This window comes from Streptomyces sp. cg40 (assembly GCF_050320165.1).
Lineage (GTDB): Bacteria > Actinomycetota > Actinomycetes > Streptomycetales > Streptomycetaceae > Streptomyces > Streptomyces hokutonensis.
This window is the reverse complement of the sequence record NZ_CP190128.1, coordinates 5,073,637-5,092,598: the sequence shown is the minus strand read 5'-3', so window position 1 is coordinate 5,092,598 and position 18,962 is coordinate 5,073,637. Positions and strand designations below refer to the sequence as shown.

Annotated in this window: 22 protein-coding genes and 1 pseudogene; 15 read left to right on the top strand and 8 right to left on the bottom strand. The window is 71.0% G+C overall.

Annotated elements, in window-relative coordinates; genetic code table 11:
• The first annotated feature begins 57 nt into the window (after positions 1 to 57).
• The 5 genes from ACQHII_RS22460 (at position 58) to ACQHII_RS22440 (ending at position 4,098) form a co-directional block, all read left to right on the top strand.
• Positions 58 to 936, top strand: coding sequence for a GntR family transcriptional regulator (locus tag ACQHII_RS22460; protein WP_427920993.1), 879 nt, complete (start codon positions 58 to 60; stop codon positions 934 to 936).
• Positions 936 to 1,670, top strand: coding sequence for an HAD family hydrolase (locus tag ACQHII_RS22455; protein WP_427920992.1), 735 nt, complete (start codon positions 936 to 938; stop codon positions 1,668 to 1,670). The genes ACQHII_RS22460 and ACQHII_RS22455 overlap by 1 nt, the downstream gene beginning before the upstream one ends.
• Positions 1,671 to 1,822: 152 nt before the next feature.
• Entirely contained in the window at positions 1,823 to 2,920 is a 1,098-nt protein-coding gene (locus ACQHII_RS22450; protein WP_427920991.1) for a phosphotransferase, read from the top strand.
• Positions 2,917 to 3,558, top strand: a complete 642-nt coding sequence (locus ACQHII_RS22445; RefSeq protein ID WP_427920990.1) for an RraA family protein — start codon at positions 2,917 to 2,919, stop codon at positions 3,556 to 3,558. The genes ACQHII_RS22450 and ACQHII_RS22445 overlap by 4 nt, the downstream gene beginning before the upstream one ends.
• Positions 3,559 to 3,597: 39 nt before the next feature.
• Positions 3,598 to 4,098, top strand: coding sequence for an HAD domain-containing protein (locus ACQHII_RS22440; protein WP_427920989.1), 501 nt, complete (start codon positions 3,598 to 3,600; stop codon positions 4,096 to 4,098).
• Between the two features lie 9 nt (positions 4,099 to 4,107).
• On the opposite strand, the gene ACQHII_RS22435 is transcribed toward ACQHII_RS22440, so the two are convergent.
• Positions 4,108 to 5,139, bottom strand: coding sequence for an aminoglycoside phosphotransferase family protein (locus ACQHII_RS22435; RefSeq protein WP_427920988.1), 1,032 nt, complete (start codon positions 5,137 to 5,139; stop codon positions 4,108 to 4,110).
• A gap of 68 nt (positions 5,140 to 5,207) precedes the next feature.
• Here ACQHII_RS22435 and ACQHII_RS22430 point away from each other — a divergent pair, with 68 nt between their 5' ends.
• The 4 genes from ACQHII_RS22430 to sigJ are packed head-to-tail and all read left to right on the top strand — an operon-like array spanning position 5,208 to position 7,910.
• Entirely contained in the window at positions 5,208 to 5,672 is a 465-nt protein-coding gene (locus ACQHII_RS22430) for an N-acetyltransferase family protein (protein WP_427920987.1), read from the top strand.
• A 42-nt stretch (positions 5,673 to 5,714) separates the two neighbouring features.
• The gene (locus ACQHII_RS22425; protein WP_427920986.1) at positions 5,715 to 6,149 is read left to right on the top strand and encodes a hypothetical protein; all 435 of its coding nucleotides are present in this window, start codon (positions 5,715 to 5,717) and stop codon (positions 6,147 to 6,149) included.
• Complete coding sequence (locus tag ACQHII_RS22420; RefSeq protein ID WP_427920985.1) at positions 6,146 to 6,949, top strand: SDR family oxidoreductase; 804 nt, start codon at positions 6,146 to 6,148, stop codon at positions 6,947 to 6,949. The genes ACQHII_RS22425 and ACQHII_RS22420 overlap by 4 nt, the downstream gene beginning before the upstream one ends.
• 7 nt (positions 6,950 to 6,956) lie before the next feature.
• The gene (gene sigJ / locus ACQHII_RS22415; RefSeq protein WP_427920984.1) at positions 6,957 to 7,910 is read left to right on the top strand and encodes an RNA polymerase sigma factor SigJ; all 954 of its coding nucleotides are present in this window, start codon (positions 6,957 to 6,959) and stop codon (positions 7,908 to 7,910) included.
• On the opposite strand, the gene ACQHII_RS22410 is transcribed toward sigJ, so the two are convergent.
• Positions 7,907 to 8,839 carry a LysR family transcriptional regulator gene (locus tag ACQHII_RS22410; protein ID WP_427920983.1) on the bottom strand — a complete coding sequence of 311 codons (933 nt, stop codon included), beginning with the start codon at positions 8,837 to 8,839 and terminating at the stop codon, positions 7,907 to 7,909. The two genes, sigJ and ACQHII_RS22410, sit on opposite strands and share 4 nt — an antisense overlap.
• A 185-nt stretch (positions 8,840 to 9,024) precedes the next feature.
• Between ACQHII_RS22410 and ACQHII_RS22405 the strand changes: the two genes are divergently transcribed.
• Positions 9,025 to 9,597 carry a DUF6817 domain-containing protein gene (locus ACQHII_RS22405; RefSeq protein WP_427920982.1) on the top strand — a complete coding sequence of 191 codons (573 nt, stop codon included), beginning with the start codon at positions 9,025 to 9,027 and terminating at the stop codon, positions 9,595 to 9,597.
• Between the two features lie 58 nt (positions 9,598 to 9,655).
• Here the strand turns inward: ACQHII_RS22405 and ACQHII_RS22400 are convergent, their stop codons facing one another.
• Positions 9,656 to 10,348, bottom strand: coding sequence for a TetR/AcrR family transcriptional regulator (locus ACQHII_RS22400; protein WP_427920981.1), 693 nt, complete (start codon positions 10,346 to 10,348; stop codon positions 9,656 to 9,658).
• 53 nt (positions 10,349 to 10,401) lie between these two features.
• Here ACQHII_RS22400 and ACQHII_RS22395 point away from each other — a divergent pair, with 53 nt between their 5' ends.
• Positions 10,402 to 11,523, top strand: a complete 1,122-nt coding sequence (locus tag ACQHII_RS22395) for an FAD-dependent oxidoreductase (RefSeq protein ID WP_427920980.1) — start codon at positions 10,402 to 10,404, stop codon at positions 11,521 to 11,523.
• 16 nt (positions 11,524 to 11,539) lie between these two features.
• On the opposite strand, the gene ACQHII_RS22390 is transcribed toward ACQHII_RS22395, so the two are convergent.
• The gene (locus ACQHII_RS22390; RefSeq protein ID WP_427920979.1) at positions 11,540 to 12,406 is read right to left on the bottom strand and encodes a phosphotransferase; all 867 of its coding nucleotides are present in this window, start codon (positions 12,404 to 12,406) and stop codon (positions 11,540 to 11,542) included.
• A 51-nt stretch (positions 12,407 to 12,457) separates the two neighbouring features.
• Positions 12,458 to 12,754 carry a hypothetical protein gene (locus ACQHII_RS22385; protein ID WP_427920978.1) on the bottom strand — a complete coding sequence of 99 codons (297 nt, stop codon included), beginning with the start codon at positions 12,752 to 12,754 and terminating at the stop codon, positions 12,458 to 12,460.
• A gap of 307 nt (positions 12,755 to 13,061) precedes the next feature.
• Here ACQHII_RS22385 and ACQHII_RS22380 point away from each other — a divergent pair.
• The 4 genes and pseudogenes from ACQHII_RS22380 (at position 13,062) to ACQHII_RS22365 (ending at position 15,100) form a co-directional block, all read left to right on the top strand.
• Positions 13,062 to 13,354, top strand: a pseudogene (locus ACQHII_RS22380) (DUF1330 domain-containing protein).
• A gap of 79 nt (positions 13,355 to 13,433) precedes the next feature.
• Positions 13,434 to 13,880, top strand: coding sequence for a helix-turn-helix domain-containing protein (locus ACQHII_RS22375; RefSeq protein WP_381243724.1), 447 nt, complete (start codon positions 13,434 to 13,436; stop codon positions 13,878 to 13,880).
• A gap of 94 nt (positions 13,881 to 13,974) precedes the next feature.
• The gene (locus ACQHII_RS22370) at positions 13,975 to 14,628 is read left to right on the top strand and encodes a hypothetical protein (protein ID WP_427920977.1); all 654 of its coding nucleotides are present in this window, start codon (positions 13,975 to 13,977) and stop codon (positions 14,626 to 14,628) included.
• Positions 14,629 to 14,764: 136 nt separating this feature from the next.
• A complete protein-coding gene (locus tag ACQHII_RS22365) occupies positions 14,765 to 15,100 on the top strand; it encodes a DUF2516 family protein (protein ID WP_078532710.1) in 336 nt (111 codons plus the stop codon).
• Between the two features lie 40 nt (positions 15,101 to 15,140).
• On the opposite strand, the gene ACQHII_RS22360 is transcribed toward ACQHII_RS22365, so the two are convergent.
• The 3 genes from ACQHII_RS22360 to ACQHII_RS22350 all read right to left on the bottom strand — a co-directional run bounded on the left by ACQHII_RS22360 (position 15,141) and on the right by ACQHII_RS22350 (position 18,906).
• Entirely contained in the window at positions 15,141 to 16,529 is a 1,389-nt protein-coding gene (locus tag ACQHII_RS22360; RefSeq protein WP_427920976.1) for a PP2C family protein-serine/threonine phosphatase, read from the bottom strand.
• Between the two features lie 283 nt (positions 16,530 to 16,812).
• Complete coding sequence (locus ACQHII_RS22355; protein ID WP_427920975.1) at positions 16,813 to 17,892, bottom strand: NlpC/P60 family protein; 1,080 nt, start codon at positions 17,890 to 17,892, stop codon at positions 16,813 to 16,815.
• 201 nt (positions 17,893 to 18,093) lie between these two features.
• Positions 18,094 to 18,906 carry a class I SAM-dependent methyltransferase gene (locus tag ACQHII_RS22350; protein WP_427920974.1) on the bottom strand — a complete coding sequence of 271 codons (813 nt, stop codon included), beginning with the start codon at positions 18,904 to 18,906 and terminating at the stop codon, positions 18,094 to 18,096.
• Positions 18,907 to 18,962: the final 56 nt, after the last annotated feature.

The window sequence follows — 18,962 nt, the reverse complement described above, 5'->3', positions numbered from 1 at the left end:
ACCTACTCGTCATCAAGTTCCAAACAACTCCCCTTAGATGGGCCAGAGTTATACCGTTTGGTCGTGACCCAGGAGAACGTGGCAGTGAACGGCAGCAGAAGCTTCTCGCCCCAGGAGATCGCCGACGCCCTACGGGACCGTATCCGTGCCGGTGACCTCAAGGCGGGAGACCGCCTGCCCACCCAGACCGCCCTGGCGGAGGAGTTCGGCGTGGAGCGGGGCGCCGTACGACAGGCCCTGAGGGTCCTTCAGGAGGCCGGGTTGCTGACCAACGTCAGCAAGGGGAGTCCGCCCACGATCGCGGAACAGGCGGCCGGGCCGCACGGACCCCAGCCGACCATGGTGGCGCTGGCGCCCCGCCTGTCCGACGCGTTCGCCGATCCCCACGTCAAGATCGACGCGGCCTGCCTGACCGCCGAGAGCCTCATGCTGGCGGTCGGCGAGTCGGTCCGGCTGATCCATGAGAACAGGGTCCGCCCCACCTCCATCGACTTCCGGGTGCTGCTGCCCTCCCGGGAGATCGCCCTGGCCTTCCCGGTCGCGGTCGAGGGTCACAGCGAGGACGACCCGGTCCACCAGCGCTGGCTGACCATGCGCAACGCCCAGGCCCAGGTCCTCCAGCACAACCTGATGGCCCTGAGAGCCACCCACGGCATCGACGTCCATGTCACCTTCCGCGCCCTGCCGTTCACCCCGCCGATCAAGCTGTACCTGCTCAACGGCCAGGAGGCACTGCTCGGTTACTACGTCCTCGACGAGCGTGCGGAGGAGTACAAGAGCCAGACCCTGGAGATGTACGACGCCCTCGGCTCCCAGTCCGTCCTGTTCGCCTTCCTCAAGCAGGCCGGTCAGCGCGACGCCGCGTTCGTGGAGGAATCGCAGAAGTGGTTCGACGCCCTCTGGGAAACCATCACGACGGACCTGACACTCTCCTAGTGACTCCTGATACGGCGCAGACTGTTCCGGTGACAGAAGAGACAGGCAACGTACGAGAATTGATCACCGGCGCTCGCTTCGTCCTTTTCGACTTCGACGGCCCGATCTGCCGGCTGTTCGCGGGACGCTCGGCGGAGGGCGTGGCGAAGGACCTGGTGTCCTGGCTGGAACGGCAGGGGCTGCGGGAACTCCTGACGGAGAGCGAGCGGGTGCACCCCGATCCGCACGTCGTCCTCAACGCCGTCAACAAGCGTCACCCGCGCAGCGATCTGGTCGACGAACTGGAGGAGCTGCTCACCCAGCACGAACTCAAGGCCGTCGACTCGGCGTACCCCACCCCGTGGGCGGATGTGCTGATACGCACCTGGAACGCCGTCGGCATCCATCTCGCCGTCGCCACCAACAACTCCCCCCGCACGGTCACGGACTACCTCGACGGCCGGGGCCTCCTGGAGTGCTTCAGCCGGCACATCTACGGCCGCACCAACGACCTCGACCTCCTGAAGCCGAACCCCCACTGCCTGAACCGCGCCCTGCGCGCGATGGGCGCCCACCCCGACGACGCCCTGATGATCGGCGACACCCCCTCGGACTTCGAAGCGGCCCGCCGGGCGGGCATTCCGTTCCTCGGCTACGCGCGTAACGAAGACAAGGAAACGTTGCTGCGCCGAGCGGGCGCCGAGTCCGTGGTGGACTCCTTCGAGCCCCTACTCGACCTGGTACGGCGCACGTAGCGGCACAGTCGCGCCACTGACCTCGGTCCTACGTACGTCTCGTCGCTCGCCGCGGTTCAATGGGCGGGTTCTCCGGCGTTGCTTGACGCCTCTGGAGTAACGTGCCTCATCCCTTACTCATCGGCTCAACCGGAACGGGCTGAACCCAGCGAATGACACCCCAACTCACCGGTGTTCGGCAGCGCGCCGACGAACTGGTCGGCGGACGCGGAGTGGTGGAGGGCCCCCTCAAGGGCTACCACCACGAGACCTATGTGCTGACCATGCCGGGCGAGACGCGGATCGTGAAACTCCGCGAACCGCGTGAACGGATCCTGTGGTTCGACCGCAGGTGCTTCCGGTCGGAAGAGGCCCTGCTCCGCGAACTGGACGGCCGGATCAGCCGTATCCCCGTCATCCACGACGTGGAGGGCATGGCACTCCAGGTCTTCATCGAGGGCCGCACCCTCAAGTCCCGCCCGTGGGGCGACCGGCGGATTCCGGAGGGGGTCCGCGGCCAGATCGTGGACCTATTCGGTGAGTTGGCGCACGTCACCCCCGACACCCTTGAGGTGGAGCGCAGTTGCGAGGCCAAGGACCGCGCTGAGGACGGCGACTGCGACGACTTCCTGGAGCGTCTCGTCGTCTTCGTGGAAAAGAAGGTCTACGAGGCGAACTCCGGGCGTTTCGGGCGGCTCTTCACCGAACTCGGCCTCCACCCCGACGCGTTCGTACAGCTCAGAAAGAACGTTTCCGGACTGACCAGGCGCGACTTCTGCCTGCTCCACGCGGATCTGCACCGGGAGAACTTCGTCCTCGACCCGCTCAACCAACTCTGGTCCATCGACTGGGAGTTGGCGATGCTGGGAGACCCGCTCTACGACCTCGCCACCCACCTCTACCTGATGTCCTACCCGGAGGACCAGGAACGCCGCATGGCCGAGGACTGGGCGCGAGCCGTCCGTACGGTACGTCCCAGCAGCGCGCGGGGCTGGGCCGACGACCTGGACCGCATCCTCGCCTTCAAGCGGGCGCAGTCGGTGTTCACCGACGTCATCCGGCTGTCGTTGTCCCTGCGCGACGGGTCGGGTGTCAACTGGGTCCGGCTTCCCTCGGCGGTCCGCAAACTGCAGGCGATCATGACGGCCGCCGCGCGCCCGCTGGGCCTGGTCGAGATCCCGAGCAGGGCGCGGATCGCCGCGGCACTCGCGCGCTGGGCCGGGACGGCCGCCCCGGCAGCCGGTGAAGGGGCGGTAGCGTCCGGGGCATGACTGATGCCACCGACTTCACCGACTTCGAGGACATCCCCACCACCACGCTCGCCGAACTCCTCGGCCGCGAGCGGGTCATGGACATCGGTATCCGGCCCCTGTGGGGACCGCAGCCGCGTTTCGCCGGGCCGGCCTTCACCGTGCGGTGCCCGCCCGGCGACAACCTCATGCTGCACGCCGCCATCTACCGCGCCCAGCCGGACTCGATCGTCGTGGTGGAGTCGGGCGACCTGGACTACGCCCTCGCCGGCGGGAACGTCTGCGCCATCGCCCAGCGGCGGGGCATCGCCGGCTTCGTCGTCGACGGGGTGATCCGCGACCTCGGCGAGGTACGGGCCTCGGGCTTCCCCGTCTTCGCCCGCGGTGTCATCCCGATCCCGGGCATCAAGAAGGCCGTACTCCCGCTGAACGAGCGCGTGCGCTGCGGCGGAGCCACCGTCGACGCCGGGGACATCGTGGTGGCCGACGAGGAGGGCATCGTCGTCGTACCGGCCGACCGCCAGGCGGAGATCCTCACCGGGGCCCGGGCCCGCCTGGCCAAGGAGTCCGCCGAGACCCTCGACGACTGGGAGAAGGCACACCGGGCGCGGGTCGATGAGTTGTTGCGCGCGGGCGGGTTCGAGGGCGGAGAGGTTTGAGACGGGGGCTTCGAGGGGTGATGTGAGAGGGGCCCGCTGATGCTTCTCTTCCTCGACGTCGACGGGACGCTGCTGCCCTTCGGCGCGTCCCGGCCCTACCCCGTGTACGACTCCGGCTTCGCGCCGCCCGCGGCCGACGCGCCTCCGCTGCTGACCCGGATCGACCCCTCCCTCGGGCCGCGGCTCGCGGCCCTGCGGTGCGAACTGGTGTGGGCGACGACCTGGATGGACGACGCGAACGAATGCGTCGCGCCCTGGCTCGGGCTGCCCCGACTGCCCCTGATGGACTGGCCCGACCCGGCCGAGGACGGGGTCGGGGACGGCGCGGGCGGGCGGCTGCACTGGAAGACCCGGGCGTTGGTCGCCTGGGCGGCCGGGCGGTCCTTCGTCTGGGTGGACGACGAGATCGGGGACGCCGACCGCGACTGGGTGGGCGCCCATCACCCCGGACCTGCCCTGCTCCAGCGCGTCGACCATCGGTATGGGATCACGGACGCGGATCTCGCGGTGATGGGGGAGTGGGTGGCGGCCAATCGGTGACCGGGTTCCCTACAACTTGGGTTCCTCGGACGACAGTTGCAGCAGTGTCCTGGCGCTCTCCGTCGCGCCCGCGGCGCGGGTCGCGGCGGAGGCGCCGGGGAAGTGGCGGTTCCAGGCCGCCGCGCGGCCGAGGACACCCAGCCGGCTCGCGAGGGCCAGGGCGCGGCGGAGTTCGGTGGGGGTGTGGCCGTTTCCGGTCCAGGGTTCCAGGTAGGCGTCCCGCAGGCGGGGCAGCGCCTCCGGGCCGTACCGTTCGCGGACCCGTCCGGCCGGGACCAGGAAGCTGCGGAACGGGTGCGAGACGGCGGCGTCGCCCCAGTCGAAGAAGGTGTAGCGGCCGGGCTCCGGGTGGAACAGCTGGCCGTCGTGCAGGTCGGAGTGGTCGAGCGAGTCCGGGATGCCCAACTCGGCCAGTTCGGTGCACAGGTCGACCAACAGCGGCCGTAGGGCGTGCAGTTGGGCGGGGTCGATCTCCGGTTCCGCGGTGGCCTCGATGAACTGGACGACCTCGTCGAAGACTTCGGGCAGGGCCGTCGTCCGCGCGCTGGGCACGCCGAGTTGTTCGAGGTCCTTGGTGTGCGGGATCAGGGCGCGCTGCATCGTCGCGTACTGGCGCAGTGGTTCGTCCCAGGCGTGGGGATCGGCGGGGGTGCGGTCGAGGAACTGCCGGAAGAGTTCGCCGCCGTGGGGGAGCAGGGACCAGCCGCGGTCGGCGTCGACGGCGAGGGGTGTCAGCACGTACTCCGGGACCAGGTGGGCGAGTTCGGCGGTGAGCGGTGCCTCGAAGGCACCGGCCGGCGGATTGGCCTTCAGCCAGACAGTGGCGGGACCTCCGGCCGGCCCCTCGACGGGGATCCGGACCAGGACCGACCAGGGGCGCAGCCGCACACCCAGCGGGCCCCTCTCGCACAGGCCCCGCGCCGCGAGCTCGCGCCGGGCCCAGCCGAGGGCCGCGTTCCGCCAAGTCGCCTGATCCCAGGGCGTCTTGGTGCCCTCGTACTGTCCGCGGTCGATGACCTGCGACGTCTCGTCGTCGTGCATCGCGTCATTCCAGCATCCGGGCCGATGGGCGATCCATCGGTTTACCGGCCCGCGCTACCGTGGTGATCATGGCGGACTGGGAGATACGGCCTGCGGTACGGGCCGACGTGGAGGCGGTCGCCGAGCTGCGTGCGGTCGTGCTGCGGGCGGATCTGGAACGGCTCGGGCGCTACGACGCGCACCGCGTGCGGCAGCGGCTGCGGGACGGGTTCGAGCCGGAGCACACCTGGGTGATCGAGGCGGGCGGCGAGTTCGCCGGATGCGTGGCGCTACGACCCGACGCGGGCGCCCGCTGCCACTGGCTGGAGCACTTCTATCTCGCGCCGGAGTTCCAGGGCGCCGGGATCGGGTCCGGTGTGCTGGGTGAGCTGCTGGAGCGGTGCGACCGTGGCGGTATCGCGGTCGTGCGGCTGAACGTGTTGCGGGGGAGCCCGGCCCGGCGGCTGTACGCGCGACACGGGTTCACCCTGGAGAGCGAGGATCCGGTGGACGTGTTCATGGCGCGGGAAGCGCCCGGCCGGCCTCGGTCCTGACCGCCGCCCTGACATTCCCGGGGGCTGTGTCGTCGTAGACGTATGAACAGAATCCGGTACGTCAGCCTCGGCCTGCTGGCCGTGGTCAGCCTGTACACAGGGACCTGGGCCTATTTCGCGCCGACGGGGTGGTACGCGAACTTCCCGGGGCTCGGACTGAGCTGGCTGCCCCAGCTGGGGCCCTACAACGAGCACCTCGCCAAGGACGCGGGAGCCATGTTCCTCGCGCTGGCCTGTCTGACGCTCGTCGCGCTGCGCCAGGTGCACAACACCAGGCTGGTGCAGACGACGGGTGCGGTGTGGCTGGTCTTCAACGTGCTGCACTTCAGCTATCACGTGCAGCACCTCGACATGTACGGGACACGGGACCAGGTCCTGAACGTGGCCTTCCTGGCCGCGCTCGTCCTGCTGGCGGCCGTGCTCCTGGTGCCGATGACGGTGCCGGTTCGTTCGGCGCGGCGAGGTGACACCAAGTGAAGGAGCGGGACGGGATGCGGATCGCGGTGGCGGGCGGGACCGGACTGGTCGGCCGGTACGTGGTCGAGGAGCTGGCCGCCGCCGGGCAGGAAGCGGTGGTGCTGAGCCGGTCGCGGGGCGTGGACCTCGTCGCGGGCGGCGCCGGGCTCGATGCCGCGCTGGCGGGCGTGGACGCGGTCATCGACGTGAGCAATGTGACGACGACGAGCGCGAAGAAGGCCGTCGCGTTCTTCGAGACCGTCGGGCACCACCTGCTCGACGCGGGCGCACGGGCCGGCGTACGGCATCACGTGGTGCTGTCCATCGTCAGCATCGACCGGGTCGGCCTCGGCTACTACCGGGGCAAACTCCGGCAGGAGGACGTGGTGGCGAACGGCCCGCTGCCGTGGACGGTGCTGCGCGCCACCCAGTTCCACGAGTTCGCCGCGCAGACCCTCGACCGGGTCCCGGGGCCCGTCGCGGTGGTGCCCCGGATGCGGACCCAGCCCATCGCCGCCCGCGAAGTGGCCCGGCACCTGGTGGAACTCGCCCTCGCCCCGGCGCAGGGCATGACCCCCGACCTCGCCGGGCCGCGCGTCGAGCAACTCGTCGACATGGCCCACCGGTTGCTGCGGGCCCGGCACGAACGCCGGCTGGTGCTGCCGGTACGGATGCCGGGCGCGACCGGGGCGGCGATGACCGGGGACGGCCAACTGCCGCTGCCCGGCCGGCCGTTGGGGCCGCGCGGCAGCCAGACCTTCGACGAATGGCTCGCAGAGCAGGTCGGGTCCGTCGAGAAGCTCACCGTCCAGGGAGGATGACCGCGCCGTGCCCACCCCTGCGCAGCCCCCGTCGGGCGACCCCACCCTCGGTTCCCTCATGGCCGAGCGCCGCCGGCTGCTCAACCTCGGGTACCGGATGCTCGGTTCGGTGCAGGACGCCGAGGACGTCGTACAGGAGACGTACGCCCGTTGGTACGCCCTGTCGGAGGAGGCGCAGCGGGAGATCGAGGCGCCGCTCGCGTGGCTGACCCGGGTCGCCTCGCGGATCTGCCTCGACCAGCTCGGGTCGGCGCGGGCCCGGCGTGAGCGCTACACCGGGGAGTGGCTGCCCGAGCCGGTCCGGCACAGCGGCACCTGGTCCAGCGCGGGCGGCGCGGGCGCGGACGATCCCGCCGACCGCATCACTCTCGACGAGTCCGTCAGCATGGGGATGCTCGTGCTGCTGGACTCGATGACTCCGGCGGAACGCGTCGCCTTCGTCCTGCACGACGTCTTCGGCCTGCCGTTCACCGAGATCGCCGAGACGGTGGGCCGCACCCCGGCCGCCTGCCGCCAACTCGCCTCGTCCGCGCGCCACCGACTCGCCCGCAGGCCACCCGGCGCCGGCACGGCCGAGGAGCACGGGCGGGTCGTCTCCGCGTTCCGCGAGGCGTGCGAGACCGGTGACCTCGACGCGCTCGTCGCCCTGCTCGACCCCGATGTCGAGTCGCGCAGCGACGGCGGCGGCAAGGTGCGGGCCGCGCTGCGGCCGGTCGTCGGCCGGGACAAGGTGGCCCGCCTCTTCCTCGGCCTCATGCGCCGGGAACCTCAGATGGAGGTCGTCGAGGACGACGTCAACGGCATGCCCGGTGTCGCGGTCCGGGTCGCCGGTACGACGATCGCCGTGCTCGCGGCGCGGGTCCGCGACGGGCTGATCACCGACCTGTGGCTGGTGGTCAACCCGGACAAGCTGCGGGCCTGGACGGGTTACGGCGACGGCGGTGCGGACGCTCTCGACTAGCCGGCCTCCGTGACTCGGGCTGCCGGGCCCGCGCGGCCCGCCCGCTCCGTGCAGCTGCGGGCGACCGTGTCGGCGAAGGTGCGGGCGAGTGGGGTCAGGGCGTCCCAGCGGCGGACGGCCCAGCCGACCGGGAGCGGGGGCAGACCGGGGAGGGGGACGAGGCGGAGCGGGCCGGTGCCGGGGGTCCGCCAGCCGGGCAGGAGGGGTACGACGGCGTGACCGAGGCCGAGTTCGGCCAGCAGGAGGGCGGTGTCCCAGTCGGCGACTCCGGTGTCGGAGCTGCTGCGGACGCCGAGTTCGGCGAGCGCGGCGTCGAGACGGGCGCCCGAAGTCGAGTTCGGGGGCAGGCGGATGAGGCTGATGCCGTCGAGTTCGGCGGTGTCGACATGGGGCCGGGCCGCGAGCGGATCGTCGGCGCGGACGGCCAGGACCCACGGCAGGTCCACGACGGGACGCTGCTCGATCCCGCGCACCGGTCCGTCGATCGTGACCCACGCGAGGTCCAGGTGACCGGCGGCGAGCGCGTCGAAGCAGGCGCGGCTGGAGGTCTCGGTCCGGAACTCAAGACCCACCCTCGGATACTGCTGCCGGAAGGCGACGACCGCCTCCGCCATGAAGTGCCGCACGGTGGTCCCGCCCGTCGTGACCCGCACCGAGCCGCTGTCGCCGTTGACGAGGTCCCCGAGCCGCCGCATGGCCAGCTCCAGCCCGGCCACGCTCTCCGAGGCGGCCTCGCACAACACCCGCCCCGCATGCGTGGGTACGACACCTCGCGGCCGGCGCTCCAGGAGACTCGTACCGGCCTCCCGCTCCAGCCGCTTCACATGCTGGCTCACCGCCGACTGGGTACGGCCCAGGTCGCGGGCGACGGCGCTGAGACTTCCCGCCCGGCACACGGCCACGAAGACACGCAGATCCTCCAGAGTCACAACTCCAAGCTACAGCTTGGGTGTTGACGGAAATCCATAGGATTGACCGGGGTCACGGACTCGACCATGCTCAGTGCAGGGCCCAGGCGGCAACCCGTCCGCGTCTTCGCCGGGTCCGGACCACGGCGAAGACACGGACGGGTGCCGACCTCCGATTTCCGGCGAGCGCGGAAGGACACCTGGTCGTGTCTGACTTTCCTGCGTCAACTGGCCACTCCCCCAGTGGTGTTGATACGGCCGTAGCACTGCTCCTCCGGCTCGGCGCCGCCGACATCCCGCACCCCGGCGGCACCCTCCTCGCCCACCTCCAACGCGTCCGGGACCGCCTCGCCGCATGGGGCGCCCGCCCGGCCCTCCAACTCGCGGGCCTGTGCCACGCCTGCTACGGCACCGACGGCTTCCCCACCGCGCTGTTGCTGGTGGACACGGGCCGCGCCGAACTCGCCGGGGTGATCGGCGCGGAGGCGGAAGGGATCGTGTATCTCTACGGGGCGTGCGACAGGAAGGCGACGTATCCGAGGCTCGCGGAGGCGGACGGGGTCTTCCGGGACCGTTTCACCGGCCGTACTCACACTCCGGAGCCGGAGCTCCGCCGGGACCTCGCCGAACTCACCGCCGCCAACGAACTCGACCTGGCCCGCCAGGACTTGGCCTTCCGCGAGCGCTGGGGCCCTCAACTCCTCGCCCTCTTGACCCGGTTCGAGCCCTTGCTCAGCCAACCCGCCTGGTCGGACTGCCAGTTGGACCTCACACCGTGACGGACTCCGCGATCCGGAGGGCTGCCGGCTCCCGTCCGTAGGGGATCCGGTCCGCCGGTTACGTCGACGGCCCGTCAAGTCTGGCGGCCACCGCGTCGAGGACCCAGTCCAGGCCGGTCGCGAAGGAGGTCTCGGCGTCCACGTCCGTGCCGTCGTGCACGGCCCTGGACAGTGCCGGGAAGCGGCCCGTGGCCAGCATCTTCGTCACGTGCGGGCCGGAGGCGCGCTGCCAGTCGCGCTTGGACAGGCCGGTGGCGCGCTCGGCCCGTACGTTCGCGATCTCGCGTCTGATCGCGCCGGTGAAGTAGGCGCTGACGGTCTCCACGGCGCGCATGACGGTGTCGATGTCGGCGAGACCGTCGAGCGCGGCCAGCGTGGCCTCGGTCACGGCGAGGCCGTTCGGGCCCAGGCTCGGACGGCCGCCGAGCAGGTCGGCCAGCCATTCGTGGCGGAGGGCGGCCCGCCGGGTGCGGTGGGCGAGGACGCGCAGCGCCTCCCGCCAGTCACCGGGCCGCTCCTCGGGGAGGATCTCGGCCTGGACCTCGTCCACCATGAGGTCGAACAGCTCCTCCTTGGTGGAGATGAAGCCGTACAGCCGCATCGGACCGGCGTTCAGCCGGGCGGCGACCTTGCGCAACGACACCGCCTCCAGCCCGCCCTCGTCGGCCAGCGCGACGGCGGCGGCGACGATCCGCTCCCGGTCCAGCGGCACGGGCCGGGTCGGCGGCTCCGGACGGTCCCACACAGTCATGGACGCATCGTACTGTTGCGATACAGTGCCCCACATCAATACAGTGTATCGACATGAGACATCGCATCGCCGTGGTCGGCGGCGGCCCCGCCGGCCTCACCTTCGCCCGGGTCCTGCACCGCTACGGCCACCCCGTCACCGTCCTCGAACGCGACCCCGCCCCCGACGCCCGTCCCCCGGGCGGCACCCTGGACCTGCACGAGAAGCTGGGCCAACTCGCCCTGGAGAAGGCGGGGTTACTGGCCGACTTCCAGGCACTCTCGCGCCCCGAGGGACAGGCCATGCGCATCCTGGCCCCCGACGGAACCGTCCTGCGCGACTGGCGGCCCGACCCGGACGACCGGGCCAATCCCGAGATCGACCGCGGTCAACTCCGTGACCTGCTGATCGGCCCGCTCGACGTGCGATGGGGGCGCGGAGTGACGCGGGTGGTGCCGGGCGGCCGGGACGGCGTACACGTCCATTTCGCGGACGGGCGGCAGGAGTCGTACGACCTCGTCGTCGGCGCGGACGGCGCCTGGTCCCGGGTCCGCCCGGCGGTTTCACCAGTGACGCCGCACTACACCGGCATCACCTCGCTCGAGACCTCCCTCGACGACGTCGACACCCGCCACCCCGGCCTCGCCCGGCTGATCGGCGACGGTTCCGTGGCGGTGTACGGCGCGAACCGGAGCCTCGTCGCGCAGCGCAACAGCGGCGGGCACGTGAAGGTGTACTCCAAGTTCCGCGCACCGCTGGACTGGCACAAGGACCTGGACGTGGACCTGGCCGACGCCGAGGCGGTGCGATCGAGCCTGCTGACCCTGTTCGACGGCTGGTCCGCCCCCGTCCTCGACCTCCTCCGCCGCGGCACGGCCTTCGCCCACCGCCCCTTCTACGTCCTCCCCATCGCCCACACCTGGCCCCACACCCCCGGCGTGACGCTCCTGGGCGACGCCGCCCACCTGATGCCCCCGCTCGGCGTCGGCGCGAACCTCGCGATGCTGGACGGCGCCGAACTCGCCGAGTCCATCGCCACCGCACCCGGAGACCTGGACTCCACGGTCCGCGCCTTCGAGGAACGGATGTGTGCCCGGGCCGGCAAGTGGGCCCAGTTCACGACGGCCGGCCTGGAACGACTGGTGAGCCCGGACCCCGCCGAGGCGATCGCGGTCTTCGACGAGGTGCAGTCGTAGCGCCGCTCAAGGATCTCTACAGGCCGCCCAGTCGCTCGTGCAGCGCGTCGAGTGTCGGCCAGGGCGGACCGTCGTGCAGGGCGCGCAGGAGTTCTTCGCCGAACAGCCTCCCGTTCGGGAACTGGTCGCCGAGCCTCCATCGCCACGCGGCGACGATCGCGAGGACGAGCTGCCGGCACTCGTCCAACAGGCCTTGGTCGACGTTCGGGTAGTGCGCCGGGACCGCTTCCGGAACATGGGCGAGGTCGAACTCGACGGGTCCCCGGCAGCACGTCTCCAGGTCGATGAACAACGGGCCGTTCGCCGTGCCGAGCACATTGCCGGGATGCGGCTCACCGTGGAGCAACTGCTCCACGGCGCCGCGCTCGTCGATCGCCCGCCGCAGGCCCGCCAGCCTGCCGCCGAGGAACACGCGTTCCGCGTCGGCGAGTTCGGGCGAGCGGTCCGGGTCGGCGACGACCGCCTCCGCCTCCGTGATCCGGTCAGTGAACCTCGGGCTCGGCAGGTCGACCTCCCGCATGCCGGCGTGCAGTTGCTCCAGCGCCTTGGCGTAGTCGACCGGCGCGGTGTGCGGCGACACGGGCTCGCGGTACGTCCACAACGTCACCGCGAACCCGTCCCGTGTGTACACCCGCGGCTCCACCCGAGGCTCCAGGGCACACACCGGGCTGCCCGCCTCGACGAGCCGCTGAGCGAGCTCGACCTCGAACTGCGCGACCTCTTCCCCCACATGGGCGACCCGAGCAAAGACGTCGCACGGCGTCAGCCGTAGGGCCAGCTTGTTCGAGTTCTGGAGGACGACCGCGTCGTCGACCGGCAGGTGAAGCGATACGGCGATCGAAGTCGCGGCCGCTGTCGCACGAGTGACGTCGGTGATCTCCATTGTCCCGTCTCAGTGAGGGCGAACCACGGCGAGGCCGTGGCCGGCGATGGGTCAGCTTGGGGGAGACGTGGTGCGGCCTGGCGTCCCCGCACCCTTCTCCTCACCGGCGCTGTCGTCCAGTGCCGGACGAAGCCTGCTGCGGGCCGCTTCGAGACGTTCGGCATAGTCCGCCGCGAAGATCTCCGGCAGTGACTGGTCGAGCGTTCCGGCGATGCGGTGAAGGGGTGCCCAGACCGCCGGGTCGTCGACGAGACGACCGAGGTCCGTCATCTGCACCTGCTCCAGCCAGTCCGACAGGACCAGCGCCTCGTCCGGGGTGAGCTTGATGACGATCTCCGGAATCTCCACCCCGTGAACATAGTCCGTCGGCCAGGACGGGGCCGTGACAGACGGCTCGGGTGGCCGCGCGACGAACGGTCTTCGGGGGCCGGTGTTCGGACGACGGGTTCCGCTGCTTCGGCCCGGGCATCGTAGGACTCGGCGGGAAGCCTTTCGGCCGGGCGGTTGCTGATCCCGATGGCGGTCACGATCACGACGCCGACCAGCCTCGCGCTCGCCCGCCGACCGCCGTCCGAGACCAGCTCGTAGGTCAGACGCACTCGTCGGTGAGTCTCACTCGTCAGTGAGTCTCACTCGTTCCCACACTGGAGGTTCCATGCCCAAGGGCTACTGGGTCAGCGCCTACCGCACCGTTTCGGACCCCGAGAAGCTGGCCGCCTACAACAAGCTGGCCGCCGTGGCCGTCAAGGCCGGGGGCGGCCGGACCTTCGTCCGTGGCGGCGGGTCGTGGCGCACGGCGCCGGGATCGCCGAGCGCACCGTCCTGATCGAGTTCGACAGCTTCGAGCAGGCCGTCGCGGCGTACGAGAGCGCGGCCTACCAGGAGGCGCTGGCCGTCCTCTCCGACGGCGTCGAGCGCGACTTCCGCATCGTCGAAGGCATCGACTGACAGGGGCGAGCGAGTGGCGTGGCGCACTTTTGCAAGCAGGTGCTTGCAATAGTTAGCAGAGGTGGTGCAAGGTGAAGGCATGGCATCGCTCAACGTCGGCAATCTTGGTGAGTATCTGCGGGAACAGCGGCGCACCGCGCAGCTGTCCCTGCGGCAGCTCGCCGATGCCGCCGGGGTGTCCAATCCGTATCTGAGCCAGATCGAGCGCGGGCTGCGCAAGCCGAGCGCGGAGGTGTTGCAGCAGGTCGCCAAGGCGCTGCGGATCTCCGCCGAGACGCTGTACGTGCGGGCCGGCATCCTCGACGCCGAGCGGGACCGGGACGAGGTCGAGACACGTGCGGTCATCCTCGCCGATCCCACGCTCACCGAACGGCAGAAGCAGGTGCTGCTTCAGATCTACGAGTCCTTCCGCAAGGAGAACGGATTCGAGATCGCCGACGGGGACGAAGGCGTGGAGAGCGGTCCCGGCGTGAGCGACGGTGCCGACGGCAGCGACGCCGACCCGCGGGAGCAGACGGCCGGGTGACGAAGACACAGCCTGTCGACGACGACACGGCCTGTCCGCCGACCGCGGAAGCAACCAAAACCCTCAGCTGATAGCAACCGGGAGGACCATCACCATGGCCATCACCGATGACCTGCGCAAGACCCTGAGCGACCCCACCCCGCTCTACTTCGCCGCCGGCACCGCCGACCTCGCCCTCCAGCAGGCCAAGAAGATTCCCGGCCTGGTCGAGCAGCTGCGTGCCGAGGCCCCGGCCCGGATCGACGCCGTGCGCGGCACCGACCCCAAGGCCGTGCAGGAGAAGGCCGCGGCCCGCGCCAAGGAGGCGAGCGCCAAGGCCAAGGAGGCGCAGGAGAACCTTCAGACCAAGGTCAACGAGTTCCTCACCAGCCTCGACGGCGACCTGAAGAAGCTCGGCAGCACGCTCGACGCCGACCTGAAGAAGTTCGGCGAGTCCGCCCAGGACTTCGCGCTGCGCGGTGTCGGCGTCGCCGCCGAGTACGCCGTCAAGGCCCGCGAGGCGTACGAGAAGGTCGCCGAGCACGGCGAGCAGGCCGTGAAGACCTGGCGCGGCGAGGCCGCCGACGAGATCGAGGAGCTGGCCGTCGCGGTCGAGCCCGACCCCGAGCCGGTCGTCGTCAAGGCCGAGGAGCCCGCTGCGGCCCCCGCCCCGGCCCCGACCGCCGCCGCCCCGGCGAAGAAGCCCGTCGCCAAGAAGGCGCCGGCCCGCAAGACCACCGCGAAGAAGACCACACCGCCCGCGAAGTGAAGTGACACGAACGGGTGATCGGTGACGGGTCGGGCACTCGAAGGGTGCCCGGCCCGTTCTGTCTTCAGCGGCAATCCGGTTGCGGGTACGGTGACCGCGTAATGACTAGCCGAGTCTGGTGGTGGACGTAGTGCTGATGCAGGGCTTCACAGGGTTCATGTGGCTGTTGAGCACCGCCCTGATCGTGTTCAGCGGCTTCGCGCTCGTCGACGCCGCGACGCGCCGCGAGGACGCCTACCGCGCGGCGGACAAGAAGACCAAGCCGTTCTGGCTGATCATCCTCGGGCTCGCCTTCGTGGTGAACCTGATCTTCAACATCCTGTCGTTCCTGCCGATCATCGGCCTCGTCGCGACGATCGTGTACATGGTCGACGTGCGCCCGGCCCTCCGCGGCCTCCCCGGCGGCGGCCGCAGCCGCAGAGGCGGCTCCAGCAGCGACGGCCCCTACGGCCCGTACAACGGCGGACGCTGACGTCCTGCGGCCGGAAGCCTCTACGGCCAGGCAGCCGGGGTCACGGCGCCCGGTCCAGCAGTACCACCGCCACGTCGTCCGTCAGCTCGCCGCCGTTGAGGTCACGGACCTCGTTCACCGCGGCCCGGAGCAGTGCCTCGCCCCGCAGGCCCTCCGCGAGCTGGCGGCGGACCATCGCCACCATGCCGTCCTGGCCGAGCCGTTCACGGCGGCCCTCGCCGATCCGGCCCTCGATCAGACCGTCGGTGTAGAGCATCAGGCTCCACTCGGCGCCCAGCTCCACCTGCATCCGCGGCCAGCGGGCACCGGGGAGCAGGCCGAGGGCGGGGCCGTTGTTGTCGTAGGGGAGGAGCTCGGCCGGGCGGCCGGGGCAGGCCAGCAGCGGGGACGGGTGGCCGGCCAGGCACAGGCCCGCGCGGCGGCCGTCGGGGGCGATGTCGACCGTGCAGAGCGTCGCGAAGATCTCGTCGTCGGCGCGCTCGTGCTCCAGGACCTGCTGGAGCGTGCCGAGCAGCTCGTCGCCGCACAGCCCGGCCAGCGTCAGCGCCCGCCAGGCGATGCGCAGCTCCACGCCGAGCGCGGCCTCGTCGGGGCCGTGGCCGCAGACGTCGCCGATCATCGCGTGCACGGTGCCGTCGGGGGTGCGCACGGTGTCGTAGAAGTCGCCGCCGAGCAGCGCGCGGGAGCGGCCGGGGCGGTAGCGGGCGGCGAAGTGCAGCGGGGAGCCGTCGAGGAGGGGCGTGGGCAGCAGGCCGCGTTCGAGGCGGGCGTTCTCCTGGGCGCGCAGCTTGGACTCGGTGAGCTTGCGCTCGGCCCTGTCGGAACGTTTCCGCTCCACCGCGTACCGGATCGCGCGGCTCAGCAGCCGGCCGTCCAGCTCGTCCCGGAAGAGATAGTCCTGCGCGCCCACCCGGACCGCCTCGGCGCCGCGCTCGGTGTCGCCGGAGGCGGTGAGGGCGAGCACGGCGTGGCGGGGCGCGATCCTCAGTACGTGCCTGAGTACGGCCAGCTCGTCGTCGGCGCCGTCCGCGGCCCGTCCGGGGGCGGGCAGCGCGAGGTCGAGCAGGATGCAGTGGACGTCGTCGGTGAGCAGCCGCTCGGCCTCGGTGAGGTTGCGGGCGGTACGGACCCGGATCGGCTTGCCGGTCGGGTCGAGCAGCTCGGGCACGATCGGCGAGCCGCCGGGGTCGTCCTCGATCATCAGCAGGGTGAGGTGACCGGCGGGACCGCCGGGACCGGCGGCGGTGACCGTGCCGTCGTTCGCGGTGTCCTGCGTACGCGGAGCTTCCATGCCTTCGGAAGCGCTCGGCATCTCGCCGAATGTGGCCCCGGAGGTGTCTCCCGAGGTGTCGCCGATCGTGGGTGCGGCCGGCGCCTGACCACTTTCCGCGGCCGGGATCGCTCTCTGCCGCGGTATGGGTGCGGGCATCGTCCTGTTTCCTTCCCTCCCCCCGAGGGCGCGGCGGGGCGAGGGACCTCGACCCACCGACCGGGACCATAGCGGTAGTGGGCGCCGGAAAGGAATGGTGTGAGGCAGGTCGCCCGGCAGGCGGCCACAGTCATATGCCGTGTTCCGTACCGCAGTTGGGCAGGACGGTGGTGGGGCCGGGATGACGAAGGTCACGCCGGACCGGGGTTTGGGGCGGGTGGTGCGTGTGCTGGGTCACGTGGCCGGGGCCACCGGACGCAACCACACCTAGCGGACGGTCACATCACGCATCCGGTCGCACAACACCCAATATCGGCATCGAGCCGGCCCCCGCGATCGTCACCGTACGCCCCGGTCGAGGGGCGTGGATGATCGCGCCGTCGCCGATGTACATCGCGACATGGCTGGCGTCGTCGAAGTAGATGATCAGGTCGCCGGGCCGCATGTCCTTGACGTCGACGTGCTTGAGCTGCTTCCACTGCTCCTGTGAGGTGCGTGGGATCGGGTCGCCGGCGCTCGCCCAGGCCTGTGAGGTCAGCCCCGAGCAGTCGTACGACTTCGGGCCCTCGGCGCCCCACTCGTACGGCTTGCCGAGCTGGGCCGTCGCGTACGCCACCGCCGCCTTGCCCTCGGCGGACGCCTTGCCGCTGATGTCCTTGAGGACACCGGAGTCCAGCCAGGCGGTCTGCGCCTTCAGCGCGGCCTGCTGCTCCAGTTTGGCGAGGCGTTCCTTCTCCTTCTTCTCCAGCTGGGATTCGAGCTTCTCGGCCGCCGCGATCTGGGTGGTGACCGTCTTCTTGGCCGCGGCCTTGGCCTGGCGGTTCTTCTCCAGCAGCTGCCACTGGGCGGAGGCGTCGGCGGTGTACTGCTTCAAGTCGTCCTGGGTGCGGGTCAGTTCGGCGATCAGGCCCTTGGTGGCGCGCTGGCCCTGGAGTATCCGACCGGCACCGTCGAGGAAGGCCTGCGGGTTGTCGCTCAGGATCAGCTGCGCCTCGTCGGGAAGCCCGCCCGTGCGGTACTGGGAGCGGGCCGCGGCACCGGCGCGGTCCTTCAACTCGTCCAGTTTCTCCTGGCCCTTGACGATCTTCTTGGCCAGCTCGACGATCTGCGCGGACTGCTTCCGCGTCTGCTCCTCGGCCGCGTTGTAGGCGTCGGTGGCGACGGCCGCGTCGTGATAGAGGTCGTCGAGCTTCGCGCGTACGGCCTCAAGGTCCTTGTTGGTCACCGGGGTTGGCGACGCGGTGGCCGAGGGGGTCGGCGTGGGCGACGGGCTCGCGAAGGCGGTACCTGGTGCCGCCAGAACGGTGACCGCGCAGACGACCGTGATGGCCGTCGTGATCAGGGCTCGCCTGCCCGCTCCCATACCCCTGCCCCCACATCCCGTATCTGATTGACCGTCAGTAACTTACGGACGCCTGGGGGATCGTGCCATGTCCGCACAGAAAACGACAGAGGCAGCACTACTCGTACTTCTCCCCTTTCCTTCCAGGTCATGACCGGTCACGGCGTTTCCCCGCCCGTGTGACGAACGGCCGACGGAGATCGTTCCCCGCAGGCCGCCCGTTCACCCCAGTGGGGCCAAGGCCCCCCACTCCACGGTCACTTCGCCCTGCCGCCACCGCGCCGGACCGTCCACCACCGGCCAGTCGGCGGTGAGTTCCCGCACCGCGCGGATCCAGCGCTGACGGGCGCCGTAGGAGGCGTAGGGTGCGGCGGCGGCCCAGGCACGGTCGAAGTCGCGGAGGAAGGTGTGCACCGGCTCGCCGGGGACATTGCGGTGGATGAGGGCCTTGGGGAGCCGTTCGGCGAGGTCGGACGGCCGCTCCAGGGAACCGAGCCGCGCCGCGAAGGTGACCGTCCGCGGCCCCTCGGGCCCGAGCGCGACCCACACGTGCCGCCGCCCGATCTCGTCGCAGGTCCCCTCGACGAGCAGACCCCCTCGGGAGAGGTCGGTGGCCGGCGCGAGCCGCCCGCACAGCCGCGCCCACACCTCGGCGACCCGCGCCTCGTCGTACTGCCGCAGCACGTTCGCCGCGCGGATCAGCGACGGCCGCTGCGGCACGGGGATCTCGAACCCGCCGTGCCGGAACACCAGCCCCTCCCGCTCGTACGGCCGGGCCGCCGCGACCCGCGCCGGTTCGATCTCGACCCCGACCACACACGCGCGCGGGGCGACGGTACGGAGTCGCGCGAGCAGTTCCACGGCGGTCCAGGGCGCGGCGCCGTACCCGAGGTCGACGGCGAGCGCCTCGTCGGCCCGCCGCAGCTCCGCGCCGTGCGTCGCGACGATCCAGCGGTCCATACGGCGCAGCCGGTTGGGGTTGGTCGTCCCGCGCGTGACTGTTCCTATGGGGCGGGCGGCTGCGCGGGCTGTCATGGGTACGAGGGTAGGCGGGTGCTGTCGGTGGCGCGGATGACGCAACAGCACCTCGA

Excerpts from the sequence above, each read along its gene's own strand:
- ACQHII_RS22450 (WP_427920991.1), top strand. The coding sequence starts at position 1,823 with ATGACACCCCAACTCACCGGTGTTCGGCAGCGCGCCGACGAACTGGTC.
- ACQHII_RS22445 (WP_427920990.1), top strand. The coding sequence starts at position 2,917 with ATGACTGATGCCACCGACTTCACCGACTTCGAGGACATCCCCACCACC.
- ACQHII_RS22440 (WP_427920989.1), top strand. The coding sequence starts at position 3,598 with ATGCTTCTCTTCCTCGACGTCGACGGGACGCTGCTGCCCTTCGGCGCG.
- ACQHII_RS22435 (WP_427920988.1), bottom strand. The coding sequence starts at position 5,139 with ATGCACGACGACGAGACGTCGCAGGTCATCGACCGCGGACAGTACGAG.
- ACQHII_RS22430 (WP_427920987.1), top strand. The coding sequence starts at position 5,208 with ATGGCGGACTGGGAGATACGGCCTGCGGTACGGGCCGACGTGGAGGCG.
- ACQHII_RS22425 (WP_427920986.1), top strand. The coding sequence starts at position 5,715 with ATGAACAGAATCCGGTACGTCAGCCTCGGCCTGCTGGCCGTGGTCAGC.
- ACQHII_RS22400 (WP_427920981.1), bottom strand. The coding sequence starts at position 10,348 with ATGACTGTGTGGGACCGTCCGGAGCCGCCGACCCGGCCCGTGCCGCTG.
- ACQHII_RS22395 (WP_427920980.1), top strand. The coding sequence starts at position 10,402 with ATGAGACATCGCATCGCCGTGGTCGGCGGCGGCCCCGCCGGCCTCACC.
- ACQHII_RS22390 (WP_427920979.1), bottom strand. The coding sequence starts at position 12,406 with ATGGAGATCACCGACGTCACTCGTGCGACAGCGGCCGCGACTTCGATC.
- ACQHII_RS22375 (WP_381243724.1), top strand. The coding sequence starts at position 13,434 with ATGGCATCGCTCAACGTCGGCAATCTTGGTGAGTATCTGCGGGAACAG.
- ACQHII_RS22370 (WP_427920977.1), top strand. The coding sequence starts at position 13,975 with ATGGCCATCACCGATGACCTGCGCAAGACCCTGAGCGACCCCACCCCG.
- ACQHII_RS22365 (WP_078532710.1), top strand. The coding sequence starts at position 14,765 with ATGCAGGGCTTCACAGGGTTCATGTGGCTGTTGAGCACCGCCCTGATC.
- ACQHII_RS22360 (WP_427920976.1), bottom strand. The coding sequence starts at position 16,529 with ATGCCCGCACCCATACCGCGGCAGAGAGCGATCCCGGCCGCGGAAAGT.
- ACQHII_RS22355 (WP_427920975.1), bottom strand. The coding sequence starts at position 17,892 with ATGGGAGCGGGCAGGCGAGCCCTGATCACGACGGCCATCACGGTCGTC.
- ACQHII_RS22350 (WP_427920974.1), bottom strand. The coding sequence starts at position 18,906 with ATGACAGCCCGCGCAGCCGCCCGCCCCATAGGAACAGTCACGCGCGGG.